This is a genomic window from Alteromonas sp. S015, from assembly GCF_036864485.1.
Lineage (GTDB): Bacteria > Pseudomonadota > Gammaproteobacteria > Enterobacterales > Alteromonadaceae > Alteromonas.
This window is the reverse complement of sequence record NZ_JAZETO010000003.1, coordinates 294,082-305,895: the sequence shown is the minus strand read 5'-3', so window position 1 is coordinate 305,895 and position 11,814 is coordinate 294,082. Positions and strand designations below refer to the sequence as shown.

Below are 11,814 nucleotides of genomic sequence, written 5' to 3'. Positions count from 1 at the left end.
CTCCCTTAGAACTACACGCCATTTGACAGGGAAATATCAGTTGTAGTGAGGCATTAATGATCATGGCCTGCCTCCGATTTTTCCAAATCTGCTTTAATTATGTAGCTATTGGAAGCCACGACGCGTTCGCCTGCTTCAAGGCCACTGATAACCTCGATATAGTGACCATCTGAGACACCAAGCTCTACCGCTCTGGGCGCATACTCATCACCCTCAACCACAAAAACAACTTGTTTGGCTTCATACTCTTGCACAGAAGATAGAGGAACCGAATGACTTACTGACTTAGTTGACGTCGTAACTTGTGCTTTGACCAGCGTACCGAGTGGCCAATATCCAGTACTATTATCGACAGCTACATTGGCAAGAGAGTGTGGATTGCCATCAGCTGAAGGCGTAATATATGCAATCTTGGAGGTTTGGTTGAAACCTGCGTGGCTTAGTTCAACTGACTGTCCAACCTTGATGCTGCTAAGCATTTGTGAAAAAACGGTCAGCTGTGCCCATACGTTTTTATAGTTAGCTAACGAAAAAAGTACTTGCCCGTTTGATAACTCACCATTATTCGCATGTCGCGCAATCACATTGCCATCAAAAGGTGACGTGATGGAATAACTTTTTAAACTCTCATTGGACTCAACAACCGCTAAAATATCACCTTTCTTAACGGAATCGCCAATGTTGACTTTTACATCTTTAATAACACCGTCAAACCGTGCTCTTATATGACTTAATGAAGCGGGGTCTGCACTAATTCGCCCATAAAGCGTACTCGTTAACGCAATATCGCGTGCGAGCACGGGAGTTGCAGAAATACCATTCTGAATTGCTGTTTCATTGCTCATTCTTACGACTTCACCTGCGTGATTGTCTTGATCGCTGGAACTTACATCACTGTGTTTACCTCCTGCGATTGCGGTTAGGCTATAAAGGCTAAGGGTGAAGATAGAAATAAGTACTTTTTGTATTGTGAATTTATTCATAATCATGACTTCTTATCGAAATGTTAGATGACTGCTGCCAATTGCTTTTGTGACTTGGGTGAAATGAGTCATCATTGTGCTCATTCGTCAGCGCGAGACCTGTGAGTGTTTCAATTTCTGTTTTGCTTAAGTGAACTTGAGACGCTGCCTCTATTAATGTCAGCCGGGTTGTCAGAAATTCTTGTCGAGTAGTTACCCATTCCAAGTAGCTGAAACGGCCCTCCAAATAGGCGTTCTCGACTAAATCTAACGCGCCCTTTAACGGAGGAATCACCTTGCGCTGAAGTGTGTCAATCTCTAGCAATGCTCGTGTATGTTCGCCTAACGCTTGATTAACTGAATGTAATAGGCTTCGAACGTTGCTTTGTCTTTGCTGCTCTATTGCGTCAAGACGTGCCCTGTTTGCTTCATATTCACCAAGGTTTCGTTCTTTTTGAAACAATGGAACGCTTACTCCGGCAACCAGTGCTGTTTCATCAATACCTTGCATTCTGCGAAGCCCCGCTGACCACTCAATATCAGCGCGGTTATTCGCTTGCACTAAACGAAGCTGCGCCGCTTGCACACGGCTTTGTTTAGCGTATAGGTCAATGTGAGGGCTATTTTGGATTGCGACTGCCAGCGCATCAAACGACTCAATCTTATTAAAAGCAAAAAGATCGCCTTCCACACGCTTAAAGCTCGGTACCTGCTCCCCCCACATGATGGATAAACTGCGCAAGGCAAACGTTAGGTCCTGTTGAGCTAGATTAACATCGAGCTTTGCTTGGGCCAGCGCAGCTTGGGCACGTTTTTGTTCTAACAAGGGGGACGCGCCTGCTTCAACGCGTTTCGTTACGGCATTCAATGTATAAAGTGCAAGTGCCTCTGCATCTTTTATGACGTCTAAGTTCGCCTGCAATACGAGTACTTTGATGTAACGACGATTAAGCTCACCGAGGATATCTAAGGTGAGTATTCGCTTTTCAACATCTTGCTGTATTCTTCGTTCAGAGAGTACATTCAACCTTGCTGCTGGCTTATCATTGAGCTGTAACACTGATGATAATGTCAAGGTAACTTCAAGCTCTTTGAGACCTGATACCTCGCCAGTTCCCAAAAAGTTCTCTAATTCAACCCCTGCATTCAATGCGGGTTTAAGCGCCGCCGTTTTTGACTCTCCGTCTATAACACGTTGTTTAAATTTAAACTCATACAGACTTGGATTATTGGCAAGTGTTAGTCTAATAGCGTCCTCAAGAGTCAGCGTTTCTCGTATGGGCGCTTGGACACTTTTGTCTACAAATCTGTTGGTTTTCGCCGCATGAGCGGTCGGTGGACTGAGTAATAAGCCCAGTATGCAACTGCACACAATGGCAGATGCATGCCCGAAAATAGGAAACATTTTCATTGGAATATCCTAATAATTTATCAATATTTAGCATCGCGAGTGTTATCAGCGCGGTGCTATCGAAAAAACGTACTAGGAAGTAATTTTGGGGGGGCGAAGTAAGCGGTTAATAGGTGCGTCAATTACCGCATCTAAATAGTTGAAATTGTGGACTGAAACCACTGTTTTCAGACTGTTGATATGACTCTGACTGACCCATTGTGCATGTGTGCCATGGCAGTGGCCGCAATGGTGACAATCAGCAGGATTGTGGTGCTCTGTACTTACTTTATCACTGGTTTCATTGGCAGACAGCTCAGACTGCACTTGCTCGTGCTCAGAATGCTTATGCTCGTGTTGCAAGTGCTGAATGTCTATTGCATGAAAATCTAACGAATTCGCCACAGCAGAAAACGACTGAAAGAGTATCAGCGAGATCACGATGTAACTTATGCGTTTTAGATTTTTCATGTATGAAAGGTTACCAAGCCTAATTCACTTCGTCACGACATTGTTCATTAGCAAACTCCAGCTCAACTGTCGTATGTTCAAATTTATACTTTTCTAACGAACTGTGTATGTTTTCTTTGAGTGATTGGAGGTGCTCAAGACTGACATCTTCATCAAGAACAAGATGGACCGTCATTACGTTACGCTCACCGTCTAGAGACCAAATATGAAAATGATGAAGATCACTTACCTTATCGTTTGCCAGTAAATCGCTTCGAATCTTTGAAAGCTGTTCTTCATCGGGCGTTGCTTGCAAAAACAGCATTAGGGTTTCTTTGAGATTGCGGAACACATTGAAAAGGATGAACAAAGTAAAGCCAATGGATAAGATTGGATCTAAAATAGGCCAAGGCTTAAACATTAAGACGATGGACACGATAAATACTGCTACCCAACCAAGCACATCTTCCAGCAAATGCCAGTTGAGGACTCGCTCATTTAATGAGTCTCCCTCACTCAGTTTATAAGCCGCAAAGCCGTTTACTGCCATCCCAAAGATAGACAATAAAACCATCCCTTCAACTTGGGGCATTTCAGGCTCAGCCAAACGAGGTATCGCTTCAAGCAATATCCAAATGGAGCCTACCGTCAGCACAATACCGTTAATCAATGCACCGAGTAAGGAAAATCTTTTGTAGCCGTATGAGAATGTTTGATTAGAATCTTTATCGCTAAGCTTGTTTAATCCCCACGCTGTACCAATGGAAAGACTATCACCCAAATCGTGCACTGCGTCAGCCATAATAGCGGTGCTGTTGGTAAGCCATCCACCAATGAATTCAATAACAGTGAACACCACATTTAAGAAAAACGCCCATCCAATACGTTTAGACGCGTCGGTTGAATTCTCTTGCGAGTGTGAATGGTTATGACTGTGCATTTCTAATTTTTTCCAATATGGCTTTGTTTTCGGGTGAAATAGACATTGACTTGAATGGACTCACGTTTGCCCCACCAGTATTGCCCTCAGGCAATAAGCCAATTGGAGTTTTAGTCAGCGCACCTAGCATTCTAAAAATTTGTCCAAATATCTCTTTAAGGTCGCGGCGTTCTATTCCAAATTTAAGCATTTCATAATGCACTCGTGTGTGGTGGTATGTTGAGTGCTGACCGATGACATGAGCATCCTCTAAGGCCTTAAATCCTGCTTTATTGTCATTGTTCGAAAGGGATTGATGCGCGGCGCTCAGTTTTTGAAGTATGTAAGGTTTTGCTGCTTGAGTGAAATTCATACGATCTCTCCATTCGTCGAGCTGTTTTCACGGAATTCCTGTCTGGCGTCTTTTAGAATTAAGACTGCGCCTCGTAACACAACGATAGACACAATAAAACCTATGACCAAATCAGGCCAACGAGTATCGAATAGATAAACCATCACACCCGCCAATATCACTCCTATGTTTGCAATGACGTCGTTTGCCGAGAATATCCAACTTGCTCGCATATGCACCTCGCCATTTTTTTGTTTTCTGATTATCGCCAAACATATAACGTTAGCGATAAGTGCAACACCGCCCATGCCCATCATAAGCATAGATTCAGGCCCACTTCCAAAGGTTGCGCGACGAGCTATGTCAAACAAAATTAATAGGCCTAATGCCAATTGAAAATATCCACTTACCTTTGCAGCATTGGCTTTGTGAACAATTGTTTTCCCTACTGCATATATACCAACACCGTAAACGACTGCGTCAGCCAACATATCAAGGGAGTCTGCAATAAGTGCTGTTGAGTCAGCGAGTAACCCTACACTCATTTCAATGATAAACATCACAGCATTGATGCCCAATAGCCAGTAGAGAACTGCCTTTTGTTCTTGGTCTTTTATCTCAATTTCGCACCCACAACCACTCATAAAAACACTCGCTTTACTCACCTATAATGCGAGTGTAAACTCTATACTTGGTATAGAGTCAAGCTTTAGGCAAGTTAAAATGAAAATTGGGCTTCTGGCAGCTAAGACAGGGTTAAGTATTCAGACAATTCGTTTTTATGAGCGTAAATCACTATTGGCTGCACCTGAGCGAACGGCATCGAATTATCGAAGCTACTCTGAAGATGCACTGAAGCAGTTATTGTTTATAAAGCAATGTCGCGCATTAGATATGACAATCGAGGAAATTAAATTAGTACTGGAAACCCGAGCAAACCCAGAGAATAGCTGCGAAAACGTTAATACTACAATAGATAAGCATGTTGACGATATCGAACATCGGATAGCTGAATTAAAAGCACTACAAGGAACACTGGTCTCCATTCGTTCTGCTTGTGATCATAATAAGAAGGTTAAGGAGTGCGGGGTATTGCATCAGTTAGATAGCATTGCAGAGGCGTGTTCTTCTAATACGGATAATGAGTCCCAGCTAATCTGCTAACCGCAACAACCGCTACCCTCTTGAATTGGGGGGCATTTAACTGTTCCATATGAGCAGTAAACGCAGCAGTCTCCGCTAAGAGGTTTCAACACTGTTTTGCAGTGAGTGCATTCATAGAAAAATTGACATGCAGTGGTTGGCATTTCCTCTTGCTGGCTATGATTGCATTGAGGACATGTAATTGCCGATAAAAGCTCTATTTTCGCCAAAGCGCAGTGCTCCACATGTAAGTTAAAGAGAACAATTCGAAAATAAGTTACGATTTTATTCGTGAAGGGAAACCAGCATTCTCTGTCGCTTTCGTTAGTACATCCGGGTTAGTTACTTCATCGTCAAATTTTACAACAGCAAGTTTATTTTCGAATGTAACATCCACTTTCATTACACCTTCAACACGCTCAAGCGCTTTTTTTACTGTTATCGGGCATGTAGCACAATCCATTGAAGGCACTTCTAAAGTAAGTGTTACATCTTTCGCGAATGTTGCAGTGCTGCTTATTAACAACAGTGATGTGATAAAAATTTTCTTCATTTTTTCTCCGATAAAATTAAGGTGATAGTAGCTATACTAGCCATATAATCCAGTAATTACTGGTGACAAAAAGAAACGCCAACAGCGCGGTAGACCAGAAAATTACTTTTCTTCGCGCTCTTACTTTAGAGATTGAACATGACTCACTTTTTGCACAGTCGTTTACGGGCCGATGGATTTGCCACCCTGCCAATCCAAATAAAACTATTACGGCAAAAATAAAAATAGGGCGATAAGGGTCTAAAAGCGTTAGATGGCTGATCCACGTTCCGCTAATACCCATTAAAAGAAGCACCAGCGGCCCAGCACAACATGCACTAGCACCGATGGCGGCAACAAGACCGCCTAAGATAGATAGTTGACTACTTTTTACCATATTATGACGTAATTTTTTAAACAATCTGAAGCATACACTCCGTATCTAGGTACGGAGTCAAGTGTTAGTGTTATTTTACGGCTGGAGTGACTGAATGATGGGGCAGATTTTGTTTTTCGGGTTGTTTTTACAGTCTGATACGAGGGATTCAAGGCTGCCTTTAAGACGACTTAAGTCTTTTAACTTATCTTCAATAATATCCAGTTTATGCTCAGCGAGGGACTGGACGTCGTCACAGCTGCTGGTACTCAAGACTAATAGTGATGATATTTCAGCCAATGTAAAACCTAAATACTGAGCACGCTTTATAAATAACACTCTGGTAAGTGCCTGCTGTGTATATTGCCTGTATCCTTGCAATGGTTTTATCGGTTGTTCCAATAAGGCCTTCCTTTCATAGAAACGAATGGTTTCTACACCTACATTTGCTTCTTTCGCAAGTTTACTTATTGTGTACATTAATTGCCCCGCATAGTCTGAGTCTATCTTCATTAAGCAAAAAGTGGCATTAAGTCATACTTTAAAGCAAGTTTTCATAGATTCATGGCGGATAATAACAGTAACTGCTAAGTTTCATGCGACAAAGTCGCTCGGTAATTAGACCGATAATTTCCCTTCCTGATCACACTAGTACCTCTGAGGAGAGTGTTAGCCATTTGCGCAAAAAATCAACTATCGCGTTAAACGGTAAAGATCTTTTCTACGACGAATCGATTTTCCTTAAGATAGCCTTCGGAGATTTCACCATTGGGTGTAATTCGCCTGAGTTTCTTACTTGTCTGACTAGGCTCATACAAATCATTTCCATTACTCAAAAGTTCAGCCGCAATAGAACCCGATGCCGATTCTTGGGCGACCCTTTCAGCAAGTCGAAGAACATCAAGTTTATCCATGAAACCTCCTTTGAATAAGAAGCTAAAAGCCGACTAATTTCGAGAGTTGCCAGAAGCTCATACGCCAATTCTCTTGCCTTACCAAATAACTTCAACATAAAAGATAGTGTTGATTCATGAGAAAGAAAAGTCCTGTCATAGTATAAATGACAAAGCCAGCCAGATGTTTCAAATACAGGTAGCTCTCACAACCAAAATCAACCTCATGCAAATAAAGCTAATCCACAGCAGCTATTAAGCCAGCCTTGACCAGATTCGAGTGCATCTCGGACTCAGTATTGGACTGGGAACGAATATATCGTAGATCGTCATGATCAAGCTTCGACCATTTCCCGTATGGGACGACGTTGGTTTTTGGTTTTTGCTCTTTTTTCTGAACCGATTTTAAACTTACTTTGCTTGCATCAACTTCAGCAATTAACTTTCTTACAAGGCTGACATTGTCGATGTCCGGGTACTCATCTTTTAAAAGCGCAATTTCACTGACATGCTCCTTGTAGTCGAGTTTGAAAAACTCTAATAATGATTTCAGCCCATTTTCTTCAGGCTCCCTCTGCTCTGAGATATCAAGTTCCTCAACATATTGCGGCATGTTTTTCACAACATCCTCAATATCAACCGTAGGTATCAAAAGGTCAGAATACTTCAGGATTTCCTTCTCGTTACCAGAGCGTAAAGCGTCTAGCATAGGGTGTACGCTTTTCATTTCTTCCGCATAAACGGTATCAAGCAATGGAATAGTGATTTCTTCAGCTTTTGTAACAATTGCTCTTATCTGTGCAATCACAAACAGCTTAAGTGTGATGTCAATAATGCCCTGCGACAGTACGAATAAGTGTTCAAGCAGATCGCTATCCGGCGTTTGGGTTCGCTTCTTAACCCATTGAAAACGCCATAGTCGCATAGCAAAACTCCGCCATTGCTTCATATCGCTTTCAGTTTTGGATATTCCCCAGTTCATACTACCAAAACCAATTTCCCTCCTAGCGCCACGCAAATCCTTCGAAATACCCGAGGCTTTTGGGGTTCCGACGATAAGTACTGGAACACCGATGGTATTAGTCAATTCAGTAAAAAACTTTAACAGTTCATCACGTTTGTCTTTGGTATCTTGCAGGTGCTGAATTTCGTCTATCACAAGTAAACCCAGCGAATGGTCTATCACTATCTGTTTCATTGCTTGCAATAAAGTTTTTTCGCCTACTCGAATCTCATAACCATAGCGTCGGTGATACTTAGTATTGAGCACCTCGTCAATCGAGTGAAAGAAATTCTTACATAGACTCGCTAAATCGCCGTTATAGGGACATTCAACAACCACGTAGACAAGTTGTTGATGCATATTGTAGTCAGGGTGCTCAATTAATTGAGGGTATGTTGATAAAACTTTCCTTACCGCCGTAGTTTTGCCACTGCCAGAGCACCCAATTAACGTCGTACTCTGAACTGATCGATCTGTGGTCGGGAATACTTGAATTCTCTCTTCTTTTCCTTGAGATTTTAAATAGTTTTCTTGCATCAATTGTTTGTCGTAATGTTTTGCAGGGTTTCGTTTAACGTAGCCGCTACGAATCATCAGGGACAACTTTTTTTCGAGGTTTAGGTGGTTTGGCAATGGATGAAAAAAGTCACCATCAAGTAATCGCCCTAACGCGTGCATTCGCAATTTAGGATGTAGCTTTAAGTCACCCTCACTATGTGTTGGGCGGGATGCCAATGTCTTTGCTAATACAAGATCGTCCTCGTAAATCCTAGGCAAGGCTTCAATAAGCGGATTGCCACGATACTCTTCTAGCCCCGGATCAATATAATTTGCTGTAACCGCTACATAAGGCGTTTTCAATCTTCGTCTCCATAAATATCATCTGGAATATCAGGGTGAGAGAAATCTTCCTGTCTTTTCATCGGTTGAACATTATTTGGTGGTGTTTTAGGGTCATTATCAGGGTTGCTGCCGACAGCACGTTCCTTGCGCTCTTGAGCTATAGCTTCCTTTTTATTAGTTTTTATAGATTTAATACGAGCACTATTCGACGCAGATTTACTGCCAGTTTTGGCACGCTTTTCTGCTGACTCCATGCGCTTTTGAATTTCTTCGTCAGCAGAGAGCTGTTTGTCTTTATTGGCATTGGCAGCCTCACTATTCGCTAGTTTACTTACTTGCATAGAAAGCTTGGCTTCATAAAACGTCATATCTTTATACGCACGGCTTCGGTCGGTCAACTGCGCGATCCAATACTGAGACGTCTGTCCCAGAGGGAACACATAAATTTTATTCGTGCTCCTTGGGTCAAATCCTATTTCGACTTTCTGTGGTCTGGTTCGGTGCTTGTCTCGAATAAACCATCCTTTTTCGAATGCTTCTGAACAACTATAAGTCAGAGACTGATACTTTATGCCTTCATTTGAAACCGTCGCGGTATTTCTCGGTAAAGTTAGTACCTTAAACTTTTCCACGTCATATGATTTTAAGGCACCAGACCTATTCATTATTCCCCATTTCCACAAGTCCTTTGGGGTGTAGGGCAGGTCTTCGGGAATTCCTTCATCAGCATCATATTTTTTCATTCCTTTTAAATTATGCTTATATATAAGTAAGGCAATTATCTCTTCCATTTGTCGCAGAGATAGTTTTGCATCTAAGCGATAATCCTTACCCCCTCTTTTTTTAACTGTTTCTGTTGTCACAACGCCGGGGGCATAAGGCTTAAATTCAGCCTGTAAGGTTCTAAATCTCTGTTCAACAATGCCTTTAGCGTCACCGCGGCGAGCTTTTGCGTTTTCTATACGGGTGTTAAACACGTTGACTAAAGAATCTGCTTGGTGGGTAAGAAGCTCTCCTTTATCCGCTAATACTGCCGTTGGAAGACCTAGCGCTGGCCAATCTTCAAACTCGATTGAAATGCCTAAACGCCTACAAACGTCTACTTTATTTTCTAAACAGTTTGCCAATGACATCATGGCTAAAACATAGGATGGTGGTTCAAAAGTTAGGTAGAAACCTGCCGTTAAACGAGAAAAAACATCGATTACAATAAGAAGCGTGGGTCGACCAATAATTTTTGATGGGTCTTTTTCACTGACCAAATAAAGATCAATAATGGTGGCGTCAAACTCAAACCTGTCTCCGGGTCCTAACACTTGAGCCGTTGCAGTACTGGTAAGTTGTCTTACGTCCTTTTCGAACGCTATTGCTGTGTTACGTGCTTGTGCGGTTTTAATGGCCTTGTATTCCATATTAAACAAGTGTTTTAGCTGCGTAACAGTTGGTGAATCTTGACGTGCAATAGTGGGATATTGCTTCCTAAATTTAAGTAGCATTAGGTCATGAACTTTTGTCCACGGCATTCTCATGGAATTCAAATAATACTTATCAATGGCCTCCCTAAACAATTGTTTAATCTCATCCGTAATTGGGATGCCTGTGCCAACAGTCGTGATACGCGGTCTGCCTACTTTTTTATTAGCAATGTTTCTCGGTTGCTTTGGCGCACCCTGCTTGTGGAAATCAGGTCTTAGGGCATTTTTGTTCTGGCCACGCTGTAAAAATTGACGCAGGAGCTTGTAAAAGTGTTTTTTAGAAAACTCAGGATGATTCTGATCGATAACTTCCTCGTAGAGTCGAAGCCATCCATGCTTGAAGAGCCGATAAGGATTATCAGCAACTTTTTGCATAACTAACCAGTTCGCTTCTAGCCGGTTTTTTTGAGCTTCGGTGGGGTGTTTTAGTGTTTCATCAATGAACGGATCATTGACGACTCGTGCGTATTTGTTTTGAATAGCTTCGGCTATTGCGCTTATGTCAAATTCGATAGGATCAGCAAGTCGTTTATATATATCAATCCAAATAGCGTGATTCGGTGTGATGGCTAACACCCTATAAAATTGACCGTTATCTTCAACTACGCTATTAACCAACAGCATATAAATCTCCGCTATCGAACCCGAAGGTCACGCTATGGATGTCAGAGCAGATAAGGTATTGATAGGGCTTATGGATATCAAACGCCAGCAATCGGTAGCTGAAGGCGTTTCGAGCTAGCTTTAATGCTTCCCCTGACGGAAGCCCATGACGCTTATCATAATCTGAGCAAGCTTTAGCGAGCTTAATGTCAGGGAAGCGCTTTATCTCTTCCCAAAGATCATAAACTTGCATTTGAATAGATTCGCCAATGTGAAGGTCCTTTCCTCCTAGTATCCAGTCAATATTGGCTTGTTGAACATGAGGTATGTCGAGTTCAGTAATTAACTTCCACTGCATTCCTTTGGCCAGACAACTTCGCCTTTCTATTTCGAGCTTAGCAATAACATTTTTATCCATCAGCTCATCATTGTATTTGACCTGAATCGCGATTTGATTGCTCTCTAACCCATCAAAGTCTAATAACAAATCAGTGGTGAATACGTGATATTTATTGCCTTTTTGCGGATGTTTTATGCCCGCTTTATCGGCTACTTCCAGAGTGGTTTCTAGAGCAAACGGATACTGCTCTCGAATGTCATAAATTGACTCATTCCAGTCGTAGAGTGAAAAAGCAAGGTATTCTAGCTTGGAAAGCAAGTGAACTACTCTGCCGGTGCGGTGAGATAAGGCACGATAACTCGTGCCATCACTGGATATTTCTTGAATGTAAATCCATGGCTGATATTCGCTTTTACGGCCCATTCCTCTGCCGCTTGCGAAGCGCTTATCGATTTCTTCTTTTGTCAGCCATTGCAGTTTCTTCATCGCCTACGCCCTATGCCATCTATGACATAGAGCATAAACTAATCTAC

The 11,814-nt window shown here is 42.0% G+C and carries 15 protein-coding genes; 1 reads left to right on the top strand and 14 read right to left on the bottom strand.

Annotated features, from left to right (window positions below; genetic code table 11):
• Positions 1–53: 53 nt before the first annotated feature.
• From V7R42_RS07805 to V7R42_RS07780, 6 genes are all read right to left on the bottom strand, one after another.
• Positions 54–983 carry an efflux RND transporter periplasmic adaptor subunit gene (locus V7R42_RS07805; protein WP_014951216.1) on the bottom strand — a complete coding sequence of 310 codons (930 nt, stop codon included), beginning with the start codon at positions 981–983 and terminating at the stop codon, positions 54–56.
• Entirely contained in the window at positions 976–2,373 is a 1,398-nt protein-coding gene (locus V7R42_RS07800) for a TolC family protein (protein WP_014951215.1), read from the bottom strand. Before V7R42_RS07800 ends, V7R42_RS07805 begins: the two co-directional genes overlap by 8 nt.
• Positions 2,374–2,445: 72 nt before the next feature.
• The gene (locus tag V7R42_RS07795) at positions 2,446–2,823 is read right to left on the bottom strand and encodes a hypothetical protein (protein WP_014951214.1); all 378 of its coding nucleotides are present in this window, start codon (positions 2,821–2,823) and stop codon (positions 2,446–2,448) included.
• A gap of 19 nt (positions 2,824–2,842) precedes the next feature.
• Positions 2,843–3,742: a cation diffusion facilitator family transporter gene (locus V7R42_RS07790; RefSeq protein WP_014951213.1), complete on the bottom strand. Its 900-nt coding sequence runs from the start codon at positions 3,740–3,742 to the stop codon at positions 2,843–2,845.
• Positions 3,729–4,094 (bottom strand): DUF3703 domain-containing protein, encoded by a 366-nt coding sequence (locus V7R42_RS07785; RefSeq protein WP_014951212.1) that lies wholly within the window; start codon positions 4,092–4,094, stop codon positions 3,729–3,731. The genes V7R42_RS07790 and V7R42_RS07785 overlap by 14 nt, the downstream gene beginning before the upstream one ends.
• Positions 4,091–4,717 (bottom strand): cation transporter, encoded by a 627-nt coding sequence (locus V7R42_RS07780; RefSeq protein ID WP_014951211.1) that lies wholly within the window; start codon positions 4,715–4,717, stop codon positions 4,091–4,093. Before V7R42_RS07780 ends, V7R42_RS07785 begins: the two co-directional genes overlap by 4 nt.
• Positions 4,718–4,796: 79 nt before the next feature.
• Between V7R42_RS07780 and cadR the strand changes: the two genes are divergently transcribed.
• On the top strand, positions 4,797–5,237 hold the full coding sequence (gene cadR, locus V7R42_RS07775) for a Cd(II)/Pb(II)-responsive transcriptional regulator (RefSeq protein ID WP_118491378.1): 441 nt from the start codon (positions 4,797–4,799) through the stop codon (positions 5,235–5,237).
• Here cadR and V7R42_RS07770 read toward each other — a convergent pair.
• The 8 genes from V7R42_RS07770 to V7R42_RS07735 all read right to left on the bottom strand — a co-directional run bounded on the left by V7R42_RS07770 (position 5,234) and on the right by V7R42_RS07735 (position 11,767).
• Positions 5,234–5,446 (bottom strand): GDCCVxC domain-containing (seleno)protein, encoded by a 213-nt coding sequence (locus tag V7R42_RS07770; protein WP_118491375.1) that lies wholly within the window; start codon positions 5,444–5,446, stop codon positions 5,234–5,236. The two genes, cadR and V7R42_RS07770, sit on opposite strands and share 4 nt — an antisense overlap.
• A 47-nt stretch (positions 5,447–5,493) precedes the next feature.
• Positions 5,494–5,769 carry a mercury resistance system periplasmic binding protein MerP gene (gene merP / locus V7R42_RS07765; protein ID WP_118491373.1) on the bottom strand — a complete coding sequence of 92 codons (276 nt, stop codon included), beginning with the start codon at positions 5,767–5,769 and terminating at the stop codon, positions 5,494–5,496.
• A gap of 31 nt (positions 5,770–5,800) precedes the next feature.
• Positions 5,801–6,145 carry a mercuric transporter MerT family protein gene (locus tag V7R42_RS07760; protein ID WP_334019627.1) on the bottom strand — a complete coding sequence of 115 codons (345 nt, stop codon included), beginning with the start codon at positions 6,143–6,145 and terminating at the stop codon, positions 5,801–5,803.
• Between the two features lie 75 nt (positions 6,146–6,220).
• Complete coding sequence (locus tag V7R42_RS07755; RefSeq protein WP_159120560.1) at positions 6,221–6,604, bottom strand: MerR family transcriptional regulator; 384 nt, start codon at positions 6,602–6,604, stop codon at positions 6,221–6,223.
• Between the two features lie 221 nt (positions 6,605–6,825).
• Complete coding sequence (locus V7R42_RS07750) at positions 6,826–7,038, bottom strand: hypothetical protein (RefSeq protein ID WP_118491370.1); 213 nt, start codon at positions 7,036–7,038, stop codon at positions 6,826–6,828.
• 217 nt (positions 7,039–7,255) lie between these two features.
• Positions 7,256–8,881 carry an ATP-binding protein gene (locus V7R42_RS07745; RefSeq protein ID WP_159120559.1) on the bottom strand — a complete coding sequence of 542 codons (1,626 nt, stop codon included), beginning with the start codon at positions 8,879–8,881 and terminating at the stop codon, positions 7,256–7,258.
• A complete protein-coding gene (locus tag V7R42_RS07740; protein ID WP_159120558.1) occupies positions 8,878–10,962 on the bottom strand; it encodes a Mu transposase C-terminal domain-containing protein in 2,085 nt (694 codons plus the stop codon). Before V7R42_RS07740 ends, V7R42_RS07745 begins: the two co-directional genes overlap by 4 nt.
• A complete protein-coding gene (locus tag V7R42_RS07735; RefSeq protein ID WP_159120557.1) occupies positions 10,949–11,767 on the bottom strand; it encodes a TnsA endonuclease N-terminal domain-containing protein in 819 nt (272 codons plus the stop codon). Before V7R42_RS07735 ends, V7R42_RS07740 begins: the two co-directional genes overlap by 14 nt.
• Between the last annotated feature and the right edge of the window lie 47 nt (positions 11,768–11,814).

Coding starts and splice junctions, on each gene's coding strand:
- V7R42_RS07740 (WP_159120558.1), bottom strand. CDS start 10,962: ATGCTGTTGGTTAATAGCGTAGTTGAAGATAACGGTCAATTTTATAGG.
- V7R42_RS07780 (WP_014951211.1), bottom strand. CDS start 4,717: ATGAGTGGTTGTGGGTGCGAAATTGAGATAAAAGACCAAGAACAAAAG.
- V7R42_RS07785 (WP_014951212.1), bottom strand. CDS start 4,094: ATGAATTTCACTCAAGCAGCAAAACCTTACATACTTCAAAAACTGAGC.
- V7R42_RS07790 (WP_014951213.1), bottom strand. CDS start 3,742: ATGCACAGTCATAACCATTCACACTCGCAAGAGAATTCAACCGACGCG.
- V7R42_RS07760 (WP_334019627.1), bottom strand. CDS start 6,145: ATGGTAAAAAGTAGTCAACTATCTATCTTAGGCGGTCTTGTTGCCGCC.
- V7R42_RS07735 (WP_159120557.1), bottom strand. CDS start 11,767: ATGAAGAAACTGCAATGGCTGACAAAAGAAGAAATCGATAAGCGCTTC.
- V7R42_RS07755 (WP_159120560.1), bottom strand. CDS start 6,604: ATGTACACAATAAGTAAACTTGCGAAAGAAGCAAATGTAGGTGTAGAA.
- V7R42_RS07805 (WP_014951216.1), bottom strand. CDS start 983: ATGAATAAATTCACAATACAAAAAGTACTTATTTCTATCTTCACCCTT.
- merP (WP_118491373.1), bottom strand. CDS start 5,769: ATGAAGAAAATTTTTATCACATCACTGTTGTTAATAAGCAGCACTGCA.
- cadR (WP_118491378.1), top strand. CDS start 4,797: ATGAAAATTGGGCTTCTGGCAGCTAAGACAGGGTTAAGTATTCAGACA.
- V7R42_RS07795 (WP_014951214.1), bottom strand. CDS start 2,823: ATGAAAAATCTAAAACGCATAAGTTACATCGTGATCTCGCTGATACTC.
- V7R42_RS07800 (WP_014951215.1), bottom strand. CDS start 2,373: ATGAAAATGTTTCCTATTTTCGGGCATGCATCTGCCATTGTGTGCAGT.
- V7R42_RS07750 (WP_118491370.1), bottom strand. CDS start 7,038: ATGGATAAACTTGATGTTCTTCGACTTGCTGAAAGGGTCGCCCAAGAA.